This is a genomic window from Glutamicibacter mishrai, from assembly GCF_012221945.1.
GTDB classification, from domain to species: Bacteria; Actinomycetota; Actinomycetes; order Actinomycetales; family Micrococcaceae; genus Glutamicibacter; species Glutamicibacter mishrai.
In genome coordinates this window covers 748,462-771,336 of sequence record NZ_CP032549.1, presented here as the reverse complement: position 1 = coordinate 771,336, position 22,875 = coordinate 748,462, and the positions used below count along the sequence as shown (strand labels likewise).

The 22,875-nt window shown below is 59.5% G+C and carries 24 protein-coding genes; 17 read left to right on the top strand and 7 right to left on the bottom strand.

What is annotated here, in order from left to right; genetic code table 11:
* Positions 1–141: 141 nt before the first annotated feature.
* Genes topA through proC form a run of 4 tightly spaced genes read left to right on the top strand, consistent with a single transcriptional unit; the run spans position 142 to position 5,687 of the window.
* Entirely contained in the window at positions 142–2,904 is a 2,763-nt protein-coding gene (gene topA, locus D3791_RS03705) for a type I DNA topoisomerase (protein ID WP_172511316.1), read from the top strand.
* Between the two features lie 32 nt (positions 2,905–2,936).
* A complete protein-coding gene (locus D3791_RS03700; RefSeq protein WP_022874261.1) occupies positions 2,937–3,956 on the top strand; it encodes a Ppx/GppA family phosphatase in 1,020 nt (339 codons plus the stop codon).
* Between the two features lie 59 nt (positions 3,957–4,015).
* Entirely contained in the window at positions 4,016–4,840 is an 825-nt protein-coding gene (locus D3791_RS03695) for a sugar phosphate isomerase/epimerase family protein (RefSeq protein WP_022874260.1), read from the top strand.
* Between the two features lie 4 nt (positions 4,841–4,844).
* Entirely contained in the window at positions 4,845–5,687 is an 843-nt protein-coding gene (gene proC / locus D3791_RS03690; protein WP_022874259.1) for a pyrroline-5-carboxylate reductase, read from the top strand.
* Between the two features lie 84 nt (positions 5,688–5,771).
* On the opposite strand, the gene D3791_RS03685 is transcribed toward proC, so the two are convergent.
* Together D3791_RS03685 and D3791_RS03680 are read right to left on the bottom strand one after the other, a co-directional pair.
* Positions 5,772–6,443, bottom strand: a complete 672-nt coding sequence (locus D3791_RS03685; protein WP_022874258.1) for a potassium channel family protein — start codon at positions 6,441–6,443, stop codon at positions 5,772–5,774.
* Positions 6,436–7,869, bottom strand: a complete 1,434-nt coding sequence (locus D3791_RS03680) for a TrkH family potassium uptake protein (protein ID WP_172511315.1) — start codon at positions 7,867–7,869, stop codon at positions 6,436–6,438. Before D3791_RS03680 ends, D3791_RS03685 begins: the two co-directional genes overlap by 8 nt.
* Positions 7,870–8,076: 207 nt before the next feature.
* Here D3791_RS03680 and D3791_RS03675 point away from each other — a divergent pair, with 207 nt between their 5' ends.
* The 5 genes from D3791_RS03675 to D3791_RS03655 all read left to right on the top strand — a co-directional run bounded on the left by D3791_RS03675 (position 8,077) and on the right by D3791_RS03655 (position 12,037).
* On the top strand, positions 8,077–9,246 hold the full coding sequence (locus D3791_RS03675) for an acetoin utilization protein AcuC (RefSeq protein ID WP_172512890.1): 1,170 nt from the start codon (positions 8,077–8,079) through the stop codon (positions 9,244–9,246).
* A 101-nt stretch (positions 9,247–9,347) separates the two neighbouring features.
* Positions 9,348–9,785 carry an ArsR/SmtB family transcription factor gene (locus D3791_RS03670; RefSeq protein WP_028268357.1) on the top strand — a complete coding sequence of 146 codons (438 nt, stop codon included), beginning with the start codon at positions 9,348–9,350 and terminating at the stop codon, positions 9,783–9,785.
* A gap of 191 nt (positions 9,786–9,976) precedes the next feature.
* Positions 9,977–11,320, top strand: a complete 1,344-nt coding sequence (gdhA, locus tag D3791_RS03665) for an NADP-specific glutamate dehydrogenase (protein WP_022874254.1) — start codon at positions 9,977–9,979, stop codon at positions 11,318–11,320.
* Positions 11,321–11,574: 254 nt separating this feature from the next.
* Positions 11,575–11,799, top strand: coding sequence for a helix-turn-helix domain-containing protein (locus D3791_RS03660; RefSeq protein ID WP_022874253.1), 225 nt, complete (start codon positions 11,575–11,577; stop codon positions 11,797–11,799).
* Between the two features lie 139 nt (positions 11,800–11,938).
* Entirely contained in the window at positions 11,939–12,037 is a 99-nt protein-coding gene (locus tag D3791_RS03655) for a 30S ribosomal protein bS22 (RefSeq protein ID WP_005504750.1), read from the top strand.
* Between the two features lie 101 nt (positions 12,038–12,138).
* Here D3791_RS03655 and D3791_RS03650 read toward each other — a convergent pair whose 3' ends face one another.
* Positions 12,139–12,945: an HAD family hydrolase gene (locus D3791_RS03650; RefSeq protein ID WP_022874252.1), complete on the bottom strand. Its 807-nt coding sequence runs from the start codon at positions 12,943–12,945 to the stop codon at positions 12,139–12,141.
* Positions 12,946–13,007: 62 nt separating this feature from the next.
* Here D3791_RS03650 and D3791_RS03645 point away from each other — a divergent pair, with 62 nt between their 5' ends.
* Together D3791_RS03645 and D3791_RS03640 are read left to right on the top strand one after the other, a co-directional pair.
* Positions 13,008–13,253: a glutaredoxin family protein gene (locus D3791_RS03645; protein ID WP_028268356.1), complete on the top strand. Its 246-nt coding sequence runs from the start codon at positions 13,008–13,010 to the stop codon at positions 13,251–13,253.
* Positions 13,254–13,319: 66 nt separating this feature from the next.
* Complete coding sequence (locus tag D3791_RS03640) at positions 13,320–13,955, top strand: redox-sensing transcriptional repressor Rex (protein WP_022874250.1); 636 nt, start codon at positions 13,320–13,322, stop codon at positions 13,953–13,955.
* A gap of 95 nt (positions 13,956–14,050) precedes the next feature.
* Here the strand turns inward: D3791_RS03640 and D3791_RS03635 are convergent, their stop codons facing one another.
* On the bottom strand, positions 14,051–14,809 hold the full coding sequence (locus tag D3791_RS03635) for a DUF3824 domain-containing protein (protein ID WP_022874249.1): 759 nt from the start codon (positions 14,807–14,809) through the stop codon (positions 14,051–14,053).
* A gap of 176 nt (positions 14,810–14,985) precedes the next feature.
* Between D3791_RS03635 and D3791_RS03630 the strand changes: the two genes are divergently transcribed.
* The 5 genes from D3791_RS03630 to ccsB are packed head-to-tail and all read left to right on the top strand — an operon-like array spanning position 14,986 to position 19,725.
* On the top strand, positions 14,986–15,648 hold the full coding sequence (locus D3791_RS03630) for a histidine phosphatase family protein (RefSeq protein WP_172511314.1): 663 nt from the start codon (positions 14,986–14,988) through the stop codon (positions 15,646–15,648).
* Positions 15,649–15,652: 4 nt separating this feature from the next.
* On the top strand, positions 15,653–16,276 hold the full coding sequence (locus D3791_RS03625) for a TlpA family protein disulfide reductase (RefSeq protein WP_022874247.1): 624 nt from the start codon (positions 15,653–15,655) through the stop codon (positions 16,274–16,276).
* A gap of 8 nt (positions 16,277–16,284) precedes the next feature.
* Positions 16,285–17,040 carry a cytochrome c biogenesis CcdA family protein gene (locus tag D3791_RS03620; RefSeq protein ID WP_172511313.1) on the top strand — a complete coding sequence of 252 codons (756 nt, stop codon included), beginning with the start codon at positions 16,285–16,287 and terminating at the stop codon, positions 17,038–17,040.
* Complete coding sequence (gene resB / locus D3791_RS03615) at positions 17,040–18,668, top strand: cytochrome c biogenesis protein ResB (RefSeq protein WP_022874245.1); 1,629 nt, start codon at positions 17,040–17,042, stop codon at positions 18,666–18,668. The genes D3791_RS03620 and resB overlap by 1 nt, the downstream gene beginning before the upstream one ends.
* Complete coding sequence (ccsB, locus tag D3791_RS03610; protein WP_172511312.1) at positions 18,661–19,725, top strand: c-type cytochrome biogenesis protein CcsB; 1,065 nt, start codon at positions 18,661–18,663, stop codon at positions 19,723–19,725. The genes resB and ccsB overlap by 8 nt, the downstream gene beginning before the upstream one ends.
* A 149-nt stretch (positions 19,726–19,874) precedes the next feature.
* On the opposite strand, the gene D3791_RS03605 is transcribed toward ccsB, so the two are convergent.
* On the bottom strand, positions 19,875–20,318 hold the full coding sequence (locus tag D3791_RS03605) for a PLD nuclease N-terminal domain-containing protein (protein WP_022874243.1): 444 nt from the start codon (positions 20,316–20,318) through the stop codon (positions 19,875–19,877).
* Positions 20,319–20,371: 53 nt separating this feature from the next.
* Between D3791_RS03605 and D3791_RS03600 the strand changes: the two genes are divergently transcribed.
* Positions 20,372–20,659: a DUF4229 domain-containing protein gene (locus tag D3791_RS03600; protein WP_022874242.1), complete on the top strand. Its 288-nt coding sequence runs from the start codon at positions 20,372–20,374 to the stop codon at positions 20,657–20,659.
* A 111-nt stretch (positions 20,660–20,770) separates the two neighbouring features.
* On the opposite strand, the gene D3791_RS03595 is transcribed toward D3791_RS03600, so the two are convergent.
* Both D3791_RS03595 and D3791_RS03590 read right to left on the bottom strand, forming a co-directional pair.
* A complete protein-coding gene (locus D3791_RS03595; protein ID WP_022874241.1) occupies positions 20,771–21,655 on the bottom strand; it encodes a 1,4-dihydroxy-2-naphthoate polyprenyltransferase in 885 nt (294 codons plus the stop codon).
* Positions 21,656–21,730: 75 nt separating this feature from the next.
* Positions 21,731–22,858 (bottom strand): AMP-binding protein, encoded by a 1,128-nt coding sequence (locus D3791_RS03590; protein WP_172511311.1) that lies wholly within the window; start codon positions 22,856–22,858, stop codon positions 21,731–21,733.
* Between the last annotated feature and the right edge of the window lie 17 nt (positions 22,859–22,875).

Genomic DNA, 22,875 nt, shown 5'->3' with positions numbered 1-22,875 from the left:
CGCTCAAAGCACAGCAATTCTTCGGTGTAAGATCATCGGGAAATGTGGCTATAGAGTAGGCACAAAGAACGAAGCTGTGATGGCGGATTGGATATGGGCCTGGCGAAGGTCCTGAAAATCCGTACTGTATAAAGGAGTGCTGTGCCCCCCAAGGCCAAGGAAAAGACTGGTAAGAAACTCGTAATCGTAGAGTCTCCTGCCAAGGTGAAGTCAATCGCCAAGTATTTGGGCGAGGGCTTCGACGTTGATGCTTCGGTGGGGCACATCCGCGATCTTCCACAGCCATCGGAACTTCCGACCGAGCTCAAGAAGACCTCGGTGGGCAAGTTCGCGGTTGATCTGGATAATGACTTCGAGCCGTACTACATGGTCTATCCGGACAAGAAGAAGCGTGTCTCCGAGCTGAAGGCCAAGCTCAAAGAAGCCGACGAACTCTACCTCGCAACCGATGCGGACCGCGAAGGCGAAGCCATCGCGTGGCACCTGCTGCAGGTGCTCAAGCCCAAGGTTCCGGTACGCCGCCTTGCCTTCACCGAGATCACCAAGGAAGGCATCGCCCGCGCACTGGAGAACATGCGCGAACTGGATACCGACCTCGTTGATGCCCAGGAAACCCGCCGTGTCCTGGACCGCCTCTACGGCTACGAAATCTCTCCCGTGCTCTGGCGCAAGGTGGCCCGTGGCCTGTCCGCAGGCCGTGTGCAGTCGGTGGCCACCCGCTTGGTGGTCGAGCGCGAACGCGAACGCATGGCCTTCATCCCGGCAGGATACTGGGACGTCAAGGGAAACTTTGCCACGAACAACGGCGAAGCCTTCGAAGCCAAGCTCGCTGCCGTTGACGGTGCCCGTGTAGCCTCCGGCCGCGACTTCGATGACCGCGGCCAGCTCAAGTCCTCGCGCAACAAGCTGGCACACCTTGACCAGGAATCCGCCCAGTCGCTGGTGACGAACCTTTCGGACACCGACTTCGCCGTCACCTCGGTGGAGGACAAGCCGTACACCCGACGCCCGGCAGCGCCATTCACCACCTCGACGCTGCAGCAGGAAGCTTCCCGCAAGCTGCGCTGGAGCTCCAAGATCACCATGCAGATCGCTCAGCGCCTGTATGAAAACGGCTACATCACCTATATGCGTACCGACTCGGTCTTCCTCTCGCAGGAAGCCACCACCGCGGCGCGCAAGCAGGCCACCGAGTTGTACGGCGCCGACTCCGTGCCGTCCAAGCCACGCGTCTACAAGGCGAAGTCCGACGCGGCACAGGAAGCCCACGAAGCCATTCGCCCTGCCGGCGACATGTTCCGCCGCCCGAAGGACGTGCGCTCCTCGCTGTCCAAGGACGAATACGCGCTCTACGAGCTGATCTGGAAGCGCACCGTCGCCTCCCAGATGGCTGATGCCAAGGGCTTCACCGCCACCATCAAGCTGCAGGGCACCGCCAGCGATCGCCGTGTCGCCGAATTCTCGGCTTCGGGCACCGTGATCACCTTCCGCGGATTCCTTGCCGCCTATGAGGAAGGCAAGGACGAGCAGGCGCTGGAAGCAGCCGCCCAGGATGCCGAAACCCGACTGCCTCAGCTCACCGTCGGCCAGCACCTGGCTGGCGACGAACTGCTGGCCTTGGGACATGAGACCACCCCGCCGGCACGCTACACCGAAGCGTCGATCGTCGCCGAGCTGGAAAAGCGCGAAATCGGCCGTCCATCGACCTACGCCCCGACCATCTCCACCATCATGGATCGCGGCTACGTGACCAAGCGCGGCGGAGCCCTGGTGCCAAGCTGGATCGCCTTCTCGGTGATCCGCCTGCTCGAAGAGCACTTCGCCAAGTACGTGGACTACGACTTCACCGCCCGGTTGGAAGATGACCTGGATGAAATCGCCAAGGGCCACCGTGCACGCACCGATTGGCTGAACCTGTTCTACTTCGGCAAGGGAGCGGAAACCGACGCCGAGGGCCTGAAGCACGTGGTCGACAACCTCGGCGACATCGATGCCCGCGCCATCAACTCGATTCGCGTCACCGATGACATCACCTTGCGCGTGGGCAAGTTCGGTCCATATCTGGAACGCGCCATCCCGGAAGGCACCGAGCCGCAGCGCGCCAACGTGCCAGAAGACCTGGCCCCGGATGAACTGACCGCGGCCAAGGCCGAGGAGCTTTTCGCCACCTCGCAGGTCGCCGAGAAGGAACTGGGCAACGATCCGGAAACCGGTCGGAAGATCGTGGCGAAGGATGGCCGCTATGGCGCCTATGTCACCGAAATCATTCCGGAGCCAACGGCTGAGGAACTGGCTGCGCAGCCTGTGGAGTACTACAAGAACGGCAAGCCGAAGCCGCCAAAGAAGCCTGTGAAGGTCAAGCCCCGCACCGCATCGCTGTTCAAGTCGATGACCGTGGAATCCGTGACCCTGGATGATGCGTTGAAGCTGATGAGCTTGCCTCGCGTGCTGGGCGCTGACGCCGAGGGCGAAGAGATCACCGTGCAAAACGGTCGTTTCGGTCCATACCTGAAGAAGGGCAGCGACTCGCGGTCCATCGAAAGCGAAGACCAGATCTTCACGATCACCTTGGATGAAGCCTTGGAGATCTACTCGCAGCCAAAGCAGCGTGGCCGTCGTGCCGCGGTGCCGCCGCTGGCAGAGTTCGGCGTGGATCCAACCAGCGAGAAGAACATCGTGGTCAAGGATGGCCGTTTCGGTCCGTACATCACCGACGGCATCACGAACATCACCGTTCCCCGCGGAACCTCGCTGGAGGAACTGACTCGCGAAAAGGCCATCGAGCTGTTGGCCGATAAGCGAGCCCGTGGTCCGGTCAAGCGCACTGCCAAGAAGGCCCCGGCCAAGAAGGCCCCGGCGAAGAAGACCACGACCAAGAAGACCACCGCAAAAAAGACTGACTAACAGATCTTGCACGGCCAAATGAGGAGCGCACCATGAGACTAGGTGTACTGGATATCGGTTCGAATACCGTTCACCTTTTGCTCGTCGATGCATACCCCGGAGCCCGCCCGGTTCCCTACGCGTCGCACAAGCGTCCACTGTCCTTGGTGCGCTACCTCAACGAATACGGTGCGATCACCGAAGAGGGCCAGCAAGAACTGATTTCGTTCATCAATGAAGCGGTGAAGTTCGCCGGCAGCCACCAGGTCGAGGACTTCATGGCCTTCTGCACCTCGGCCATCCGCGAATCCTCCAACGGCGCAATCGTGCTGGACCGGGTGAAAACCGAGACCGGCGTGAGCCTGATGGAACTGACCGGCGAAGAAGAAGCCGGCATGACCTTCTACTCGGTACGTCGCTGGTTCGGCTGGTCTTCCGAATCCATCCTGAACCTGGATATGGGTGGCGGTTCACTGGAACTGGCGTGGGGAACCGATGAGTTCCCGCAGGCGGCTTTTTCGGTTCCGCTGGGCGCTGGCCGCCTGACCCGCGAATGGCTGCCTAACGACCTGCCTTCCATCAAGGAAGTGAAGGAACTGCGCACCTACGTCCGTGACGTTCTCAGCGACCCAGCGACGGAGCTGCGCCAATACGGCAAGCCGACCTTGGCCACCGCCACGTCAAAGACTTTCCGTTCGCTCGCCCGCATCACTGGTGCGGCTCCGAGCGATGAGGGCCCGTACGTCAAGCGCGTCTTGAATCGGGAAGCCCTCAAGCTCTGGACCAACCGCTTGACCGCGATGAGCTGGGCCGAGCGTGCGGAACTGCCCGGCGTGTCGGAGATCCGTGCTCCGCAGCTGCTGGCCGGTGCGATTGTCGCCCATGAAGCCATGAGCGCGCTGAAATTGAAATCTGTGCGAATTTGTCCCTGGGCAATTCGTGAAGGTTTGATGTTGCGACGCTTTGATCACGTGATGTTTGACTCTGCGACACCGCTCAGTAGTAGCGTTGGTGTGGGGGAAGTTGCGCTGGCTCATGAGAAACACCAATTTCTCGCCGAGCCGAGCAACTAGACTTTCCCGGTGATACAGGTGTCCCATTCATTGAGGGACACGGTAACAGGAGGCAGGGCATGGAAGACCAGAAGAGTTCTTATAAGGTGCCAGTCACCTTGTCCAGCGCGTCAGTCTATCCGCTGAGTGTTCATGATGCCTTCGCCATGGCCAAAGACGTTGGATACGACGGCATTGAAGTGCTGGTTACCGGCAATGCTGCGAGCCAGTCGGCCGGCGCGCTCAAGGAGCTGATGGACAAATACCAGCTGCCCATCATGGCTATCCACGCTCCGACCTTGCTGCTCACCCAGCAGGTGTGGGGCTCGGCCTGGGCTAAAGTCGAGCGTTCGGTGATCCTCGCCCAAGCAGTGGGCGCCAATGTCGTGGTGGCCCACCCGCCCTTCAGATGGCAAGGATCCTACGCCGAGGACTTCGGGGAAGGCGTGCAGCGCCTTATCGACACCACTGGGATGAAAATTGCCGTGGAGAACATGTACCCGTGGCGCGCTCGTGGCCGAGAGGCCAAGATGTACCTTCCGCATTGGAATCCCGTCTCGCAGAATTACCAGCACGTCACGTGGGACTTCTCGCACGCTGCCATCGCCAATATGGATTCGCGGCAGGCCGTGGAGGACCTAGGCGATCGCCTGGCCCACGTGCATCTGTGCGACGGCTTGGATAACGGAAAAGATGAACATCTTGTGCCTGGTCTGGGCACTCAACGCGTGGCGGAATCCCTGCAATATCTGCGAGATGTCCAGTGGGAAGGGACCATGGCGGTGGAAGTTTCCACGCGCAAAGCCAAGAATGCCGGCCAGAAAGAAGAATGGCTGGGAAAGACCCTTGAATTCGCCCGCGAGCACTTATCTGCGAGCTCAGACCGCGATCCAATGAAACAATGAATTCATGAGTGAAGCAACAAATAATCTGAAACTGTCCTTCCTCGGCGCTGGCTCGATGAATGGCGCCATCCTTCGTGGCATCATCGCTTCGGGTCACGACCCCAAGCTGATTACCGCCACTGTGCGCAGCGATAAGCGCGCGGCGGAGCTACGCGAACTGGGCATCAACGTCCTTGTCAGCGAGCAGGATCCGGAAGCCAACCGCAAGGCCGCTGCAGCGACCGACATCATCTTCCTCGGAGTGAAGCCTGTGGGCATCACCGAGTTGTGCGACGAAATCTCCGGCGCATTGACCGCCGAGAAGGTCGTCGTTTCCGTCGCCGCCGCCATCACCCTGGAGAGCATGCAGGCGCATCTGCCTGCCGATCAGCCGGTGATTCGCTCCATGCCGAATACCCCATTGATGGTTGGCGCAGGTGTCGTAGGCATCAGCCCGGCTGCCAGTGTGAGCGATGAGCAGACCCGTCTGGTAACCGAACTGCTCTCCGGCTCCGGCGACGTACACGTCATCGAAGAAGAGCAGCAGAACGCGCTGTCGGCTATCTCGGGCTCCGGCCCTGCCTACGCCTTCTACCTTGCCGAAGCAATGGCTAACGCCGGCGTGGCCATGGGACTGGATGAGAAGCTGGCCATCGACCTGGCACGTGCCACCGTCGCAGGTGCCGGCAAGATGCTTTCGGATCCGCAGGCCATCCCTGGCGAGTTGCGCAAGGCCGTCACCAGCCCCAAAGGCACCACCGAGCAGGCCATCAAGACCTTCGACGAGCAGGGCATCCCGAAGATCATTGCCGCCGGTACGCAGGCAGCTGCGGCCCGCGCGGCCCAGCTGAGCGACGAGCTTGGCTAAAGGCCAACCGGAAGCTGACTAAAAACGTGGCTGGTACTCCTTGAATCAGGAGTACCAGCCACGGGTGTTTTTGGAGGACGGAGCCTACGGCCTTGCAGCGAAGCGTTCGAGCAGGTCAACGTGCCCGGAAACAATCAGCACGTCTCTGCGGGTCACGATGGTGTCGGGGACCGCATAGGTGAAATCCTCGCCCGGCGACTTCACGCCAACGATGGTCACGCCGTACTTGGACCGCACCTGCGACTGGGCAAGGGTGAATCCCTGGGTTTCCTTTGGCGGATACATCTTGACGATGGCGAATCCGTCATCGAATTCAATGAAGTCCAACATGCGCCCGCCCACGAGGTGCGCGGCACGGACGCCGGCATCGGCCTCGGGGTAGATCACGTGGTTGGCGCCAATGCGGGTCAGGATCTTGCCGTGCGAAGGAGTGATGGCTTTGACCCACAGGTGCTCGATACCCAGATCCACGAGGTTCACGGTGATCAGCACGGAAGATTCGATCGAGGTGCCCACGCCGACTACGGCGGAAGAGAATTCCTGGGCACCGAGCTGGCGCAGCGCATCAATGTTCGTGGCATCCGCGGCAACAACGTGGGTCAACGTGCTGGCCCACTGCTGCACCAGTTCCGGGCTGCGTTCAATAGCCAAGACTTCGCGGCCCTGCTTGACCAGGGTCTCAGCGACGGAGGCGCCGAAACGGCCCAGTCCGATGACGAGGACTGGGGCATTGTGATCAATATTCTTGTCAGCCAATGAGCGGCCTTTCTTCCGGAAGCTTGAATAGTGAATTGCGATGACGCATGGTCAATGCGCTGGCCAGGGTGATGCTGCCAATACGTCCGGCAAACATCAGGATACTCAGAACGTATTTGCCTGCCGGCGGCATCTCTTGGGACACGCCGGTACTCAGGCCCACGGTGGCAAAGGCGGAAATGGACTCGAAGAGCGCCCGCGAGAACCCGACCGATTCATCGATGGTGACCAAGGCGCCGGTGGCTACCATGACCAGGGAACCGCCCATGGCGACCACGGAGATCGCAACGCGCATGGTGCCCTGCGGGATCTGGCGGCCAAAGGCCTTCACATCCGTGTCGCCTCGGACTTCAGCCATGATGGCCAGGAACATCACGGCGATGGTCGTGACCTTGATGCCGCCAGCAGTGGAGGCTGAGCCGCCGCCGGCGAACATCAGCGCGTCGGTGAGCAGGACCGTGACCTGATGGATGTCGTTCTGGTCAACGAGATTGAAGCCGCCCGAACGGGTCATCGTCGAGGCGAACAAGGCGTGGATGACTTTGTCGCCCACGGTCATATCGCCCAAGGTGCGCGGGTTCGACCATTCGAAAACGAGCCAGAGGAAGGCACCGGCAAAGAGCAGGATGGTGGTGACCAGCATGGTCAGCTTGGTATGCAGATTCCATTTCTTGACGTTGAACTTATGAGCCAGCAACACCATGATGACCGGGAAGCCCAGTGACCCGGCAAAGACGCCGCCCATGAGCGGGATCAAGATCCACAGGTCGGTTTCGTAGGGGACCAGGCCGTCGGAGTGCGGGGTGAAACCAGCGTTGTTGAAGGCCGAGACCGCATAGAAGATGCCGTGCCAAATGGAAGACAGCACGCTTTCGCCCAGCACGTAGAAACGTGGAATCAGGAACAGAGCGATCAGCCCCTGCAGGCTGATGGCGGTCAAAATGACAATGCGCAGCAGCGAGCTGACCTCGCCCAATGCGGAAGCGCCGGAGCTGTCCATGGATTTCTGGGCCATGAGCTTGGCCCGGACACCCAACTTGCGGGAAACGGCCAAGGACATGATCGATGCCAAGGTCAAAATGCCCAGGCCACCCATGAAGGCGGCAATGAGCATGATCAGCTGGCCGATAAATGACCAATGCACTGCCGTGGAAACGGTCGTGAGACCGGTGACGCATACGGCGGAAACCGCGGTGAACAATGCGTCGTGCAGCGGTGTGGCTTCTCCGGTGGCGGAGGAGAACGGCGCAGCGAGCAGCGAAGTGAAGATGGTGATGGCCAGGACGAAGACCCCGAGCGTCAGACGCGCAGGGGAGCGCACGGTGAAGTCGGCAATGGACATGCGGAACATCAGCCATCTTTTGCGACGCTGTTCGCGCAGTTCAGCTGCCTGGGCCCGAGGGCCCAGATCACTGGCAGTGCTCATCTGTAACTCGCCGTTTCTTCGGGACAGGTGGATAACAAAAGCGGAAGTTGAAGTCCTTCTAGTAATTTACGCGTTTCGGGCGCTAAACGCTTGCCTTGCCGGCCTTAAGAATCGCAAGGTCGCCGAAAGGGCCATAAATTCATGAGTTAGATCACTATCGGGTAGCCTGAAACAGTGTTAGATCCGCAACAGGCCCCTCGGCCAACCATGGTCATGTGGGATGAAGAGTACCTGAAGTATAAATTCAGCGACTGGCATCCCATGCACCCGGCAAGGCTAGAACTGACCTATCGGCTCAGCAGCGAGCTGCAAGTGCTGGACGCCGATAACTTGAGCATTCACGCACCGGAGATTGCCAGCGATGCGGTGATCGGCACGGTTCACGAGCAGAGCTACATCGATCAAGTGCGCCGTGTGAGCGAAGATCCGACTCTGATTGCCGAGGATTTCGGCCTGGGCACCGAGGATGATCCGGTCTTCGCCGGAATGCATGATGCGGCCGGCCGCATCGTGGGCGGTTCCATCATCGCAGCCCAGGCAATCATGGACCAGGATACCGTGCGAGCTGTGAACTTCGCTGGCGGAATGCATCATGCGGCCAAGAACAAGGCAAGCGGCTTCTGCATCTATAACGATGCCGCGGCGGCGATCCAGCGGATGCTGGATCAAGGCGCGCAGCGGGTGGTCTACATCGATGTTGATGCCCATCATGGTGATGGCACCGAATCCATCTTCTGGGATGACGAGCGGGTAATGACCATTTCCCTGCATGAGTCAGGTCTTTCGCTGTTCCCGGGGACAGGATTCGCCAACGATATTGGCGGCAAGCAGGCCCAGGGCAGCGCTGTGAACGTCGCCTTGCCGGCGATGACCGGGGATTCGGGGTGGATGCGGGCATTCCACGCGATTGTTCCGCAGCTGGTCCACGCCTTCAAACCGGAAATCATCGTGTCCCAGCATGGTTGCGATGCCCACCGGGATGATGACATGACCAATTTGAAGTTGTCAGTTGATGCGCAGCGCCAGGCAGCGCTGGACATTGCCCAGCTGGCCGATGATGTCTGCGAGGGGCGTTGGCTTGCCACCGGTGGTGGCGGATACAACGTCACTGCCGTGGTGCCACGAACCTGGACGCATTTGACGGCGATTGTTGCCGGCAAGCCGGTACCGCTGCGCACTTATGTGCCAGAGACCTTCCGCCGCTATGTTCTGGAACGCTATGGTCGCGCGATGCCGTACCTGATGGGCGATGACGCTCAGCTTTGGTGGCGGAACTGGGAAGTCGGGTACGACCCTGCTGATCCTGTGGACCGCACGATCATTGCCACACGCAAGGAAGTTTTCCCGCTCTTCGGACTCGATCCTTGGTTTGACTAAGCCGGGATAATTCAGCCGAAATTATTCGAGGCTGGAATTTCATTGCGGAACCAGCCGCTAAATCAATGGCCTCATGCTCATATGCCGTTAGGGTTATGTATGTGGCAATTGATGAAGTATTTTCGGCGTTGGCTGAGCCGACCCGTCGCAAGATTATTGAAGCGCTCAAGAACGAGCCAAAAGCCGTAGGCACCCTGGTCACCGAACTGGAGATCTCGCAGCCTACGGTTTCCAAGCATTTAAAGGTTTTGCGCGAGGCTCAGCTGGTGAGCATGGCGGCTGCGGGCCAGCGCCGCATCTACAGCATTGACACCTCTGCGCTCGAAGACCTGGTGCACTGGTGCGCTGATCTGGTTCCAGTGCCAGAAGCCGAAGCGCCGGCCGGCGAACAGCAGCCGAATTCGAGCACGCAGCTTTCTGCCGCAGTCAACCCGACCGCCCAGCAAATCAGCCGCAGCGTCGGGCGCGGACTGGAGCAAGTGACCGGCCGGGCCCAGGAGTTCTTGGAGCGGCTTCCCCGTTTTGGGCGCCGCCGCTAGCTGATCGCCCTATCCTCGCGGGCACCGCCGATCAAAATAGCCAGTGATTCACGTTACGGCCGTGTTTCTGATTTATAACAGAGGATTTTTCCTCGCGGTGCCCAGCGTGGCATTCTCATGAACGGGGCAGTGACGCCGGGTGCGAGGTTCCTCAGGCGCTTGTTCCTGTCCCACCTGATGAGGAGAGAAACTTGGACAAGCATTTAGCTACGATTCGCGACGAAGTCTTCCGCCGCAATCCTGGAGAAGCAGAATTCCACCAGGCCGTCACCGAAGTTTTCGAAAGCCTTGAAGCGGTTTCGCTCAAGCACCCCGAATACGCCGAGGCCGCCATTCTGCAGCGCTTGTGCGAACCCGAGCGACAGATTATTTTCCGTGTGCCATGGGTGGATGACCAAGGCCGCGTCCAGATCAACCGCGGCTTCCGCGTCGAGTTCAACTCCGCACTGGGCCCATACAAGGGCGGACTGCGCTTCCATCCCTCGGTCTACCTGGGCATCGTGAAGTTCCTGGGCTTCGAGCAGATCTTCAAGAACTCCCTGACCGGCATGCCTATTGGCGGCGGCAAGGGTGGCTCGGACTTCGATCCGCGCGGCAAATCCGACGGCGAAGTCATGCGCTTCTGCCAGTCCTTCATGACCGAGCTGTACCGCCACATTGGCGAGTACACCGACGTTCCCGCAGGTGACATTGGCGTAGGCGGCCGCGAAATCGGCTACCTCTTCGGCCAGTACAAGCGCATCACCAACCGCTACGAATCCGGTGTGCTCACCGGCAAGGGTCTGAGCTGGGGAGGTTCGCTAGTTCGACCAGAGGCCACCGGTTATGGTGCGGTGATCTTCACCGAGGAAATGCTCAAGACCCGCGGCCAGTCTTTCGACGGCCAGCGCGTCATCGTTTCCGGTTCGGGCAACGTGGCCATCCACGCCATCGAGAAGGCCCAGAGCCTGGGCGCCAAGGTGGTAACCGCATCCGACTCCGCCGGCTTCATCGTGGACGAGGGCGGTATCGACCTTGAGCTGCTGCGCCAGATCAAGGAAGTCGAACGCGGGCGCATTTCCGAATACGCGCAGCGCCGGGGCACCAGCAAGGTCAAGTACGTTGCAGGCGGCAGCGTGTGGGACGTGGCCGGCACCGTGGCTTTGCCTTGCGCCACCCAGAATGAACTGGGCGAGGAAGCGGCCAAGAAGATGGTGGCCGCTGGCACCGTCGCGGTTGCCGAAGGCGCCAATATGCCGACCACTGCAGAGGCTACTGCGATCTTCCAGGATGCCGGCGTGCTGTTCGGCCCGGGCAAGGCTGCCAACGCCGGTGGCGTGGCCACCTCCGCATTGGAGATGCAGCAGAACGCCAGCCGCGACTCCTGGAGCTTCGAGCACACCGAGCGCCGCTTGAGCGAGATCATGGTGGGCATCCACGATAGCTGTGCCGCCACGGCTGACGAGTACGGCATTCCAGGCAACTACGTCGCCGGTGCGAACATCGCAGGCTTCGTGAAGGTCGCTGATGCCATGCTTGCACAGGGCGTGATCTAAGAAATTTAGTTGCAACGATCCGCGCGGCACCCCTAGTTGATCTGGGGCTTGCCGTGCGGATTGTCTCGTTTCGGCAACAAAATTTTGATTCTGAAGAGTCCTGAAGTGTTTCGTGATGCAAAAGTTACTAAAGTGCGATTAGACTAGGACAAAGCGAACGTGAACCAGATCGCCGATGTTGATCCAAAGTCGTGTAAGTTCACCTTCGCTAGTAACGCGACGAAATAGAGATCAGCGTCAGGAGAATATCCCGCATGACGGATAAACAGAATTTTGCAGGAGCCCGTTTCATGACGGTGGCCGAAGTGGCTGACATGATGCGTGTTTCCAAAATGACGGTTTATCGGCTGATTCACGCAGGCGATCTGCCTGCCGTTCAGTTCGGTCGCTCCTATCGCGTTCCAGAGAACGCTGTGGAATCCTACCTCAGCGCTGCGGCTATTGATCCGCAGCACGGTACCGGTTCTTACGGCCGATAGTCCGCGCGATGGTCAGAGCATGGCCGAAAAGCGGGTAATCTATTAAGGAACGTTTAACGTCCGGTCAACCTTGCCCTTTTGCTTGCGTGCAAGCAGATACTTTAGGTTGGCGCATTTAATTAGTTTGTGAGGAACCATTATGGGCTCTGTTATCAAGAAGCGCCGCAAGCGTATGTCCAAGAAGAAGCACCGCAAATTGCTTCGTAAGACTCGCCACCAGCGTCGCAACAAGAAGTAAATCTACTTCGAGCACTTTGCCGCTAGGCAATCATCGCCACCGATTCGCAGTTCAACTGCAAACGGTGGCGATTGCTTTATCCGCAGCCTGCCGGTGACCCGCTAAGAGCCGGAACGGCGCAGGATTGAGCGCCTTGCAGCCCATAGTGCCCCGAGCACGCCAGCAGCACGCAAGCCGAACTTGGCGGCCCGCTGGCCCGTGCGGAAGTCATAGACCTGCCAGCCGCGACGCTTGGCGTAGGCGCGCAAACGGGCATCCGGATTAATGCAGACAGGATGGCCGACAGCTTCCAGAAGCGGGACATCGTTATACGAATCCGAGTACGCCCAGGAGCGCGACAGCGAGATCCCGCGTGCCTTCGCCAGGGTCCTGACAGCCTGAGCTTTTTCAGCTGCGTGCAGGATCGGGCTGGCCAATGCACCGGTGTACAAACCATCTCGGCTTTCCACCACAGTGCCCAAAGCGCCCGAAAGTTCGAGCCGATGTGAAATGACATTCGCCACTTCCAGGGGAGTGGCGGTTACCAGCCACACCTCGCGGCCGACACGCAAATGCTGGCGGGCAATGGCCACCGTGCCCGACCACAACTTCGGCTCGATGTACTCGTCATAGATTTCATTGCCGATTTGCTCGATCTCAGCCACCGGGATGCCGCGCACCATCATCAACGCACGGTCGCGGATCTGATGGATATCGCCCAGGTGCTCGCCGCGGGCAGCGAAACGCAGTTGCTTCAACGCGAACCAGAGGATTTCCCGGAACCGGAAGAAGCGGTGCTCACGCAGCTTGCGCGCGAGCAAATACAGCGAGGCCCCGCGAACCAAGGTGTTGTCCACATCGAAGAAAGCGGCAACTGTTCCGGGTGCCTGGGCTGAAGGCTGAGCGCTGGTGTTATCGGTGGAAGGCATTTGACCCAGTTTATTTCATCGTAAAGTTCAAGCGCGGTTACGGCTCGTGAGATTATAGTCAGGTGAGTACATTGCATCAGATTCAGCTGTTGGTTCGAAAAGACTGCCATCTATGCCATGCAGCACGAGCCACAGTTGCTGAGGTAACGAGCCGATTGAACATGGAATTCTCCGAACTAGATATCGACGAGCATCCCGAACTTCTGGCCAAGCACCACGAAGAAGTGCCGGTGCTGTTCATCGACGGACAAGTTCGAGATTTCTGGACTATCGACCCGCAACGCCTCGAAAGACTGCTCAGCAACTAGTCGAAGCCACAAGAATGACGACGCGTCGCGCTCGAATAGCCCAATGGAAAGTGCAGGAGAATCAAGATGTCTGAGCTTGAAGCTCGTGTCCTGCCCGAAGCCACATTGGCTCGACTCACTCAATACCTGCGTGCGCTCAACGCCTTGGAAGCCCAAGGGCTGGAACGGACCAGCTCCGGAGTGCTGGCCAAGGAAGCGGGCGTGAACCCTTCGATTCTGCGCAAGGACCTGTCCTGGCTTGGGTCCTACGGAACTCGCGGTGTCGGCTACGTGGTTCGCGAACTAGCCGAGCACATCAGCCGGACCCTGGGTCTGAACCAGGACTGGAAAGTCGCCATTGTCGGCGCCGGTAACCTCGGCCGAGCCCTGAGCGGCTACGCCGGATTCACCTCGCGCGGATTCAACGTCAAAGCCATCTTGGATGTGGACCCGAACCTGATCGGCGAATCTGTCGGCGACTTGCGCGTGGAATCGATCAGCGATCTTGCCACGGTGGTTGCCCGTGAAGAGATCAATATTGCCGTTCTCGCCGTGCCTGGCGACGCAGCCCAGGACCTGGTTGATTCACTCGCGGACCTCTCGGTGCGTTCGGTGCTCTCATTCGCACCCAAGCCGTTGAAGGTACCGGCCGGCATGAATTTGCGCCGGGTTGACCTGTCGACCGAATTGCAGATTTTGGCGTACCTGGCAGTGCAGGGCTAGATCCTCCCGGATACGCAAAAAGCGTTGTTGTCTTCGTCGTGACTGACGAAAACAACAACGCTTTTTCTTGCCTTGAGGACCTTTCGGACCTTTCTTTACCGGTAGCCGGCGCGACGAGCCATGCGACGCTGGGCGATGTATTCCGAGGAAGGACGCAACCAGGCGAAGACCACGCCTGCTACACCGAGCAGGATGCCGATGATGTACACCGCGTTCAACGCGCCAGCCTGGCTGTCGGCAAACATGCTGATCATTGGCACCGAGGAGAACAAGCCCAAGAGCGAGAGCGCCGCCAGGATGGTGGCGATGATACGCATGGCACCCACGCCACGGCCCACGAAGAAGCCGACCAAGAAGTACAAGATCACCGAGATCACGGCACCGACCAAGGCGAAGCTGGTCATCATGGTGTTGGCCTGGGAGATGAATGCCTCTGGGCTGCTCATCATCTGCTGCAGGGTCGGGTCCTGGGCCATCTCAGGCGATGACTGCATCTGGGTCTGCAGTTCCTGCTCGACCATGGCCCACTGCGAGGACACCATGTTGCCGAACATGTTCGAGGTGGAAATCATCCAGCTGGCAATCGCACCGACAATGCCCGAAAGCAGGATCAGCAAGAACGCGATCTGCAATGTCTTCGGGCGTTCGGCCGGAGGCTGCACGGCTGCGTAGCCTCCCTGGTTCGGGTACTCATTGAAGCCTGGCGCCATGGGGGACTGCCCGTAAGGATTTTGGCCGTAGGGGGAGGGCTGCTGTGCGTAGGGGTTTTCACCGTACGGGTTCGGATTCGGGTTCTGACCCCCGGATTCCGGGTTGTAGGGTTGGCCCGGTTGATTCGGATCGTAGTTGCTCATGCTTCATCATCCTTTGGGTCGAATTGCCTTTACAACTAAGAGTAGTGGCATGGCTTTGTGAGTAAGCCCTCCGAAAGGATGGTTTTTCCATATGGGAATCCCATGCATGCGCTGTGAATAGTTGATGGTGGACACAATATGTCTATTTCGCACCGAATATTTGAGACACTAGAAGCATGCCTTTAACGACCGTCCATTTGTTGCGCCACGGGGAAGTTTTCAACCCTGACCGTATCCTCTACGGACGGATCCCCGGCTTCGGGCTTTCGGAGCTCGGTTTCAAGATGGCTGATGCCGCCGGCGAGTACTTCGCACAACGCCAAGCAGACGGGGCCAACGTGGTCCGCCTGGTCGCTTCGCCGTTGATCCGCGCGCAGCAAACCGCCGCCCCCGTTAGCCGCCTGCTCAACTTGCCAATTCACTCTGACGATCGCGTCATCGAGGCCGGCAACAAGCTGCAGGGCCTGTCGAAGGTGGCAGACCAACTGCGCCAGCCAAAGTACTGGCCGCTGCTGGTCAACCCGCTCAAGCCCTCATGGGGCGAGCCATATGCGCAGCAGGTGCAGCGCATGCGCGAAGCCATGGACGAGCACCGTCGCGCCGCGGTGGCAGAACATGGCGAAGGCTCCGAGGTTATTATCGTGAGCCACCAGCTGCCGATCTGGGTCACCCGGCGTGCCGCGGAAAAGAAGCCGCTGTGGCATGACCCGCGCCAGCGCGAATGCACTCTGGCATCCGTGACCAGCTTTGATTTCGAAGGCGACGAATTGGTCTCCGTGCGTTACACCGAACCAAGCCCCGAGCTATTGGCCGGTGCCGCGAATATTCCAGGAGCCTAAGGAAATGACTGATCCTGTGACTAATCCCCGCAATCTGAGCCGACGCACGATGCTGCGCTCGCTGATGGTGGCAGCCGCCATTGTTCCGCTGGCTGCCTGCAGCGGCAAGGAAGACTCCTTGACGGCGCAAGCCAACAGCGGTGACGGGAAAAACTACATCGCCGGCGATGGCGCCGTCGAAGAATACGATGTCGCCCAGCGCACCGATCCGGTGGAACTCAAGTCGAAGACCTACCACGGCACCGATGTCGACTTCAGCCAGTGGGAAGGCAAGCCAGTGGTCATGAACTTCTGGTACGCCGCCTGCGCGCCGTGCCGCATTGAAGCGCCGGACCTGAAGAAGATCGCCGACAACTACGGCGAGAAGGTTGAATTCATCGGCATTAACGTCCGTGATGAAGCCGAAGCGGCCAAGGCCTTCGAGCGCACCTTCGATCTTCCCTACGAATCCATCCAGGACACCGACGGAGACGTCCAGCTGGCCATGACCAAGTACGTGCCGCTGCAGGCCGTGCCTTCCACGCTGGTTCTCGACCGCAAGGGACGGGTCCGCGCGCGCGTTATCGGCGCCGTCGATCCGGGCACGCTGAAGTCGCTGATCGATACCGCTTTGACCGAAAAGTTGTGATCCCTGCGGTGAGTTCTAATCCATTTGCTGACATCGTCCTGGACGGGTCGCTCGTACTTGCCGCGCCCGTGGCCATGTTGGCGGGATTGGTTTCATTCCTTTCTCCCTGCGTACTTCCCCTCGTCCCTGGATACCTCGGTTACGTCACCGGGCTGACCGGCGCGGACTTGAAGGAACACCGCCGTGGGCGGGTGATCCTGGGGATCCTGCTCTTCGTCTTGGGGTTCTCTGTCGTCTTCATTGCCGCCGGAGTGCTCTTCAGCCAGGCGACGGCGTGGCTGAGATTCAACGGTTCGTGGGTCACCCAGGTTCTGGGACTCGTCGTGGTGTTCATGGGCGTTGTCTTCATGGGCGGATTCTCCTGGATGCAGCGCGACCGCAAGATCCACAAGAAGCCGCCTGCAGGCCTGTGGGGCGCACCGGTGCTGGGGCTGACCTTCGGCTTGGGCTGGGCGCCATGCATCGGCCCGACGCTGAGCGCGGTGTTGATCATGTCCACCGGTACCGATGCGAATGTGGCCCGGGGAACCCTGCTGACGGTGTTCTATTGCCTCGGACTCGGATTGCCTTTCATCCTGATTGCCCTGGGATTGCAGCGGGGAATGCAGGCACTGGCATTCTTCCGGAAGCATCAGTTGTTCATCATGCGTTTTGGCGGCGCTATGCTCATCGCCCTTGGCCTGGTCATGGTGACCGGCCTGTGGGGTACGTGGGTTTCAGAACTGCAAAACTGGTTTGCCAATGAAGTGAGGTTGCCAATTTAATGGCGAAACAACAACGGAAACTCAAAGGCTCCCAGGACGCTCCGGCGTTGGGATTCGTAGGGTTCATGCGCTGGATCTGGACCCAGCTGACGTCCATGCCAACAGCATTGTTCTTGCTGTTGCTGCTGGCCGTAGCCGCAGTTCCGGGTTCCATTTTCCCGCAGCGGGCATCCAACCCCGAGACGGTAGTGCAGTATCTGGACCAGCACCCTGTTGCCGGCCCATGGCTTGACCGTTTCCAGATGTTCGAGGTGTATTCCTCCGTCTGGTTCTCCGCCATCTACATCTTGCTGTTCGTCTCCCTGGTGGGTTGCATCATCCCGCGTGTAAAGAAGCACGCACAGGCGCTGCGCACCCCGCCACCGCGCACCCCGGCGCGACTCGATCGCCTGCCGCAGTATGCATCGCATGAAATCCTCGAAGGCGAATCGGATACCCCGGATGATGACCAGGTCATCGAGGACTCATACAAGATCCTGAAAAAACGCGGTTACCGCGTGGAACGCCGCGATGATGCCAGCGGCCGGTCCGTCTCAGCTGAACGCGGCTACACCCGCGAGATCGGCAACCTGGTCTTCCATATTTCGCTGATCGGCGTGCTGGTCTCGGCCGCGATCGGCGGCGCGTTCGGCTACACCGGACAGCGCGTGCTGGTCGAGGGGGAGACCTTCGTCAACTCGCTGGTGGCGTATGACTCGTTCACCCCGGGTAACACTTTTAACGCCGACAAGCTCCCGGGCTACTCGGTGAAGCTGGACAAGTTCGATATCGTCTTCGATCGCGAATCCGAGTCGCACTTCGGCCAGCCACTGGATTTCACCGCCCACGTGCAGGTTCGTAAAACCGCGCAGTCGGATCCGGTCAAGCAGGAACTGAAAGTCAACCACCCGCTGCGCATCAACGGCGCCGATGTCTACCTGGTCGGCAACGGCTACGCCCCGGTCATCACGGTGCGCGATGGCAAGGGCAACGTCTCCTACTCGGGCCCGGCAGTTTCGGTTCCGCAGGACTCGGTCTACACCTCGATGTTCGTTTTGAAGGTTCCCGATGCCAAGCCGGATCAGCTCGGTTTCCAGGGCTTCCTGCTTCCTACCGCACTGGTGGATGAAAATGGATTCGGCATTTCCGGCGACCCCAATGCGATCAACCCGCAGCTGCACCTGAACTCGTTCTACGGGAACCTGGGACTGGATAACGGCAATCCGCAGAACGTCTTCGTCCTGGACACCGAGAAGATGAAGAAGCTCAATAGCCGAGAGCTGGATGCTGGCGGCATCATCCTCGAAGCCGGACAGACCTACCAGCTGCCAGATGGCAAGGGCAGCATCAGCTTCGATGACCTCAAACGCTATGTGGCCTTGGACGTTAACTACGATCCGGGCAAGCTGCCGATCGGCATCTTCGCAGGGTTGGCCCTGCTCGGTCTGGGAGTTTCATTGTTCACTCCACGTCGCCGCGTCTGGGTCAAGCTGAAGCATGAAGACGGCAAGCGTAATATCGAATATGCGCTGTTGGCCCGTGGCGAGGATCCACGGCTTGAACGCGAAGCGGCAGAACTACAGAAGATCTTTGACAAGGCTTGGCCACTGGCAAGCCAGGAGCAAAACCAAGGAGCAGTAAATGGGTAACGCTGGGGCATTAGCACCAATTAATGAATCGCTGGGTGAATACAGCCAGCTGTTCATGCTGCTGGCAGCCATGGTCTACGGAGTAGTCTTCATCATCTTCGCCTTGGACTTGGCCAAGACCAACAAGTCGATCTCGGAAATGGACTCCGCAGCGCTCAAGCGCGACGAGGAAATGCTGGTTGGCGCCAACGGCGCCGTCGCCGGAAGCGGACGCAAGCGTCGCGGTCAATCTGAACGCGCGGACCACATCAGCGACGACATCGTGACCGACAAGATGAACTACACCGAGTTCTCTTCCAAGCGTCCGATGGCCCGTATCGCCGTAGTGCTGATGTGGCTGGCCGTGGCTCTGCATGGCTTCGGCGTGGTCTCGCGTGCACTGGCGGCACACCGCGTGCCATGGGGCAACATGTACGAGTTCTTGACCACCGGCGCTTTCGTAGTGGCTCTGGTGTACGTGGTGGTGCTCATCATCAAGGACCTGCGTTTCATGGGTTCCTTCATTTCCGGTCTTGTCACCCTGATGCTCTGCGCTGCTACCATCGGCTTCCCAACCCCAGTTGGCCACCTGGTCCCAGCCTTGCAGTCGCCATGGATCGTGATCCACGTGTCCATCGCTGTGCTGGCCTCCTCGCTGTTTGCCATCAGCTTCGCCATGAACGTGCTCCAGCTTCTGCAGCACTCCCGCATGAACCGCTTGGCGGCAGGCCAGAGCGACAAGCTGCCATTCATGCGCGTGGTCCCTGGTGCTGGCGCGCTGGAGAACTTCGCCTACCGCATCAACACCATCGCCTTCGTCATGTGGACCTTCACCGTGATGGCCGGCGCCATCTGGGCAGAAGCCGCATGGGGACGCTACTGGGGCTGGGATCCAAAGGAAGTATGGTCCTTCGTGATCTGGGTTGTGTACGCAGGCTACCTGCACGCACGTGCCACCGGTGGCTGGACTGGCCCGCGTTCGGCATGGTTGTCGATTGTCGGCTTCCTGTGCGTGATCTTCAACTTCACCATCGTGAACATCTTCTTCGACGGCCTGCACTCCTACGCCGGAGTCTAGGTTTTAGAACCCAGTAAATAAGCAATGAGCGATACCCCTGATGGGGTATCGCTCATTGCTTTAAGCAGAGTCGGACGCCAAGCCTGGAACGGCCCCAGAGCTGAGGTTGTCGGCACAGGTTGCCCTGCGCAAGCTGTGGAAGGGGGGTTCTAGGCCTTGGCGTCGGGAGTGTCGCTGTCGGTGTCCTCCGGCTTGGGTGAAGGCTTGTTGGAGCCGGTTGAGTCGTCCGGCTTGGGCTTCGAGGTGGAGTCGTTATCCTTCGAATCCTTGGCCTGGGATTTGAGTTCTTGCTCACGGGCTTTTGCATCGGCTTCGCGCTGCTGTTGGCGGCGCCAGACTTCGAGCTGTCGAAGGAAATCCTCGTCGTCATCCGGCGCGGTTTGCTGTGTTGCCTGCTGGTTGCGCTCGTTGATGGGCCGGCCCAAAATGAACCACAATACAGCGCCGACCAGTGGCAGGATGATGATCACCACGGCCCATGCCGACTTCGGCAGCGAGCGCACGAGATGCTTCGGCGCACGGCTGCATTCGATCAACGTGTAAATCATCAAAGCGACCGAAACTACTGCTGCGAATATGAGAATGCGGACCATGATTCCATTCTAGTGATAATCCGGTTCACAGCTTCATCGGTAGACTTGAAGCTATGCAGTTTCTGAAATATACAGTTCTTCGTCTGGGCATTTTCTGCGCGGTGTTCCTGGGCCTGTGGCTTGGCCTGAACTGGCCAATCTTTGTTGCCGGAATCATTGGCCTGATTTTCGCCTTCGCCATTTCCTACTTGTTCTTCAACAAGCTTCGGCTCAAGGCGAACGAGGATGTGCGCCGGGCCTTCAATAAGACCTCCGCGAATAAGACCAGCAAGCAGCTGGCGGAGGAAGCCATCGAAGACGAATTTGATGAGTCCCAGCGCAAGACGCAGCCGCCTGCCTAAAGATTTTGCCGCCAGCTTTGACGAACAACGAGAAAAGCCTTGGCTTGCCAGTTCCAATTCAATGGACTGACAAGCCAAGGCTTTTTGCTGCTCGGAAAGATCCGAAACGACTTAGAAGTACACGTTGAGGACGATCGCCAACGCGAAGAGAACGGCGTAGACCATGTTCAGCATGCCCGTTTGCTTCAGCACCTGCACCAGCTTGGGGAGCTCATGTTCACGCAGCATCAACATGGACGGGGCGATCGCAGGGATGAAGGTAATCAAGATCAGCCAGAGCCAAGGGAAGGTGCCGGTTGAGAGCAATGGCAGCAAGATGGCCACTGCGAGCATCAGGACATAGCTGAGCCGGGCATTGCTTTCGCCCAAACGGACTGCCAGGGTAATTTTCCCGACCTCTTTATCGGTGGGGATGTCTCGCACGTTATTGGCCATGAGCAGCGCACAGCCGATCAGGCCGGTGCCGATGGCGCCCCACAACGAGGTGAGGGTCAGTTCATTGATCTGGGTGAAGGTAGTACCCAAGGTGGCTACGAGCCCGAAGAAGATGAAGACGTAGATATCGCCCAAACCGCGGTAGCCGTAAGGATTCTTGCCACCGGTGTATCCCCAGGCTGCGAAGATCGCGGCCACTCCCACCAACAGCAGCGGCCACGATGAAGAGATGATCACCAGGGCCAGTCCGCAGGCAGCTGCCAGGCCGAAGCACGCAAAGGCTACATTGCGCACGTTCTTCGGCTCAGTGAGCTTGGAACCGGTTAGGCGCAGCGGCCCTACTCGCTCATCGTCGGTGCCGCGGATGCCGTCTGAGTAGTCGTTGGAGTAGTTCACTCCGATCTGCAGCAGCAGGCCGACCAGCAAAGCGAGAACAAAGCGGATCCAATGAATGGTTCCGGTTTCGCCCAGAGCGGCCGCGGTGCCGATGACTACCGGGGCAATGACGATAGGCAAGGTGCGCAGGCGGGCACCGGAAACCCATTGGGAAAGTGTGGCCACTTTCAGTCCTTTCAGGGCAAAAGAAAACTCGTACCCTCTAGTTTCCCGCGATTAGGCGGGCAAGGCGAATCGAGACTAGTCCCGGACCGCTAATTCATCAATGATCAGGCGGCGATTGAACTTGCCGTTGGGCAGCAATGGCAGACCCTGCGGGTAGTGGCGCACGTGCTTTGGCACCGCTTCCTTGCCCAGGGTGCGGCGCACCGCATCAAAAGCATCTTCGGTCTTGGTGGGGCCGGAATAGGCCAGGCCAACGCTTTGGCCCCATTGGGGATCCGGGACGGAGACCACCAGGGCCTGGGTGAAGAACTCTTCCAAGAGCCCCTCGATTTTCGAAGCGGACAGCTTGACGCCGCCGGTATTGATGACATCGTCAACGCGGCCCACGATGCTCAAGCGCGACCCCTGAACGGTGCCCAGATCATCGGTGACATACCAGCGCCGGCCATCACGTTCCACGAAGTGCTCATCGGTGGCTTCCGGAGCATTGGCGTAGCCGTCGGCCAGCATCGGACCGGAAACCCAGATGCGCGAATCATGCTCGGCCAGAAGCACGCCGGGAAGCGCTGTGCCGTTGTAGACCAGTCCGCCGGAGGTTTCCGAGGAACCGTAGGTCTGGAAGATCTTCAGTCCATGATGGCGCGCGCTGACCAACAGGTCCTTGCTGGCTCGTGCCCCGCCCAGCAAGATGGCGTCAAAACGCTTCAGCGCCTGCAAGGTGTCCGGGTCCGGGTTATCGAGCAGCCGAGCCAACTGGGTGGGCACCAGCGAGGTCAGACGCCGGGTTTCGACCATCTGGTTGGCGGCCTGGGTGAAGGCGGTAGCCGAAAAGCTTCCGTCCAGGTCCATGATCACGGGCTTGGTGCCGGCGAAGAGCGAGCGGGTGAGCACGCTGAGCCCGGCGACGTAGTGCACGGGAAGAGCCAGCAGCCATTGGCCTTCGAAGCCCAGGAATTCTGCGGTAGCCTGGGCGCTGGAAGCCAAGGCCTCGACGCTGAGCACCGTTCGCTTGGCCCGGCCGGTGGAACCGGAAGTCCGGACCACGGCCATCGGCTGCTCGAAGCCGGGCAGGTCTTCCTTGCCCAGGTACTCGATGCGCCAGCCGGCATCGGCGGAGCCATCGATGATGACTTCCACCGCTGGTCCGTTGTCGTTGGCGGCGTTAGCCAGGGCTGTGAGCAGTTCTTGATGCAGTGCGTCCATGTAGATGTCCTTGTGCC

Excerpts from the sequence above, each read along its gene's own strand:
- D3791_RS03600 (WP_022874242.1), top strand. The coding sequence starts at position 20,372 with ATGCAGTTTCTGAAATATACAGTTCTTCGTCTGGGCATTTTCTGCGCG.
- D3791_RS03635 (WP_022874249.1), bottom strand. The coding sequence starts at position 14,809 with ATGAGCAACTACGATCCGAATCAACCGGGCCAACCCTACAACCCGGAA.
- D3791_RS03700 (WP_022874261.1), top strand. The coding sequence starts at position 2,937 with ATGAGACTAGGTGTACTGGATATCGGTTCGAATACCGTTCACCTTTTG.
- proC (WP_022874259.1), top strand. The coding sequence starts at position 4,845 with ATGAGTGAAGCAACAAATAATCTGAAACTGTCCTTCCTCGGCGCTGGC.
- D3791_RS03655 (WP_005504750.1), top strand. The coding sequence starts at position 11,939 with ATGGGCTCTGTTATCAAGAAGCGCCGCAAGCGTATGTCCAAGAAGAAG.
- D3791_RS03650 (WP_022874252.1), bottom strand. The coding sequence starts at position 12,945 with ATGCCTTCCACCGATAACACCAGCGCTCAGCCTTCAGCCCAGGCACCC.
- D3791_RS03625 (WP_022874247.1), top strand. The coding sequence starts at position 15,653 with ATGACTGATCCTGTGACTAATCCCCGCAATCTGAGCCGACGCACGATG.
- D3791_RS03640 (WP_022874250.1), top strand. The coding sequence starts at position 13,320 with ATGTCTGAGCTTGAAGCTCGTGTCCTGCCCGAAGCCACATTGGCTCGA.
- D3791_RS03630 (WP_172511314.1), top strand. The coding sequence starts at position 14,986 with ATGCCTTTAACGACCGTCCATTTGTTGCGCCACGGGGAAGTTTTCAAC.
- resB (WP_022874245.1), top strand. The coding sequence starts at position 17,040 with ATGGCGAAACAACAACGGAAACTCAAAGGCTCCCAGGACGCTCCGGCG.
- ccsB (WP_172511312.1), top strand. The coding sequence starts at position 18,661 with ATGGGTAACGCTGGGGCATTAGCACCAATTAATGAATCGCTGGGTGAA.
- D3791_RS03695 (WP_022874260.1), top strand. The coding sequence starts at position 4,016 with ATGGAAGACCAGAAGAGTTCTTATAAGGTGCCAGTCACCTTGTCCAGC.
- D3791_RS03675 (WP_172512890.1), top strand. The coding sequence starts at position 8,077 with ATGGTCATGTGGGATGAAGAGTACCTGAAGTATAAATTCAGCGACTGG.
- D3791_RS03605 (WP_022874243.1), bottom strand. The coding sequence starts at position 20,318 with ATGGTCCGCATTCTCATATTCGCAGCAGTAGTTTCGGTCGCTTTGATG.
- D3791_RS03680 (WP_172511315.1), bottom strand. The coding sequence starts at position 7,869 with ATGAGCACTGCCAGTGATCTGGGCCCTCGGGCCCAGGCAGCTGAACTG.
- D3791_RS03590 (WP_172511311.1), bottom strand. The coding sequence starts at position 22,858 with ATGGACGCACTGCATCAAGAACTGCTCACAGCCCTGGCTAACGCCGCC.
- D3791_RS03660 (WP_022874253.1), top strand. The coding sequence starts at position 11,575 with ATGACGGATAAACAGAATTTTGCAGGAGCCCGTTTCATGACGGTGGCC.